This window comes from Streptomyces alkaliterrae, from assembly GCF_007097205.2.
In the GTDB taxonomy this organism is placed as follows: Bacteria; Actinomycetota; Actinomycetes; order Streptomycetales; family Streptomycetaceae; genus Streptomyces; species Streptomyces alkaliterrae.
In genome coordinates, this window is sequence record NZ_VJYK02000613.1 from 1 (window position 1) to 1,060 (window position 1,060).

At 71.3% G+C, this 1,060-nt stretch carries 1 protein-coding gene; it reads right to left on the minus strand.

Translation table 11 applies throughout. From position 1 onward, the window contains the following. Nucleotides 1–79: 79 nt before the first annotated feature. Nucleotides 80–1,060: 2-oxoglutarate dehydrogenase, E2 component, dihydrolipoamide succinyltransferase (gene sucB / locus FNX44_RS27110; protein ID WP_143651600.1), on the minus strand; the 981-nt coding region annotated here is incomplete at its 5' end.

Sequence of the window (1,060 nt, forward strand, 5' to 3'; positions counted from 1 at the left end):
GTTACGGGCCTCGGCCCGTAACGGCGGTGCCCCCGCCTTCCGGGGAGGAACGCGGGGGCACCGGGGGAGACCGTGGGCCTTACAGGCCCAGTTCGCCCTCGAACTCGCCGGCTTCGAGGCGGGCCTTGACGTCGCCCAGGTAGCGGGCGGCGTCCGCGCCGTCGACCAGTTGGTGGTCGTACGACAGCGTCAGGTACACCATGTCGCGGATGGCGATCGTCTCACCGAGCTCCGGGTGGTCGATGACCATCGGACGGCGGACGGTGGCGCCGATGCCCAGCTCGGCGACCTGCGGGTAGTTCACGATGATCGTGTCGAACAGCGCACCGCGCGAGCCGGTGTTGCTGATCGTGAACGTGCCGCCGGACATGTCGTCGGGGCTCAGACCGCCCTGACGCACCTTGCCGGCCAGCTCCGCGGTCTTCTTGGCGATACCGGCGATGCTGAGGTCGCCGGCGCCCTTGATGACCGGGACCATCAGGCCCTTCTCCGAGTCCACCGCGATGCCGACGTTCTCGACGTCGTGGTAGGTGACGGTGCCGTCGTCGTTGATGCGGGCGTTGATGGCCGGGTGGGCCTTCAGCGCCTCGGCGGCGGCCTTCACGAAGAACGGCATCGGTGAGAGCTTGACGCCCTCACGGGCGGCGAAGGACTCCTTGGCCCGGGCCCGCAGCTTCATGACGCGGGTGACGTCGACCTCGACGACGGTGGACAGCTGCGCCTGCTTCTGCAGCGCCTCCACCATCTTCTCGGCGATGACCTTCCGGATCCGCGACATCTTCACGGTCTGGCCACGCAGCGGCGAGGTCTCCAGCTTCGGAGACTTCGGCGCGGCGGCGGCCGGGGCCGGCTGGGCGGCGGCGGCCTTGGCGGCCTCCGCTGCGGCGAGCACGTCCTGCTTGCGGATGCGCCCGCCGACGCCGGTGCCCTTGACCGCGGCGAGGTCGACGTTGTTCTCGGCGGCGAGCTTGCGCACCAGCGGGGTGACGTAGGCGCCCTCGGCGCCGGCCGTGGCGGCCGGAACCGGCTTGTGGGCCGGGGCGGACGGCTGCGCCGGGGC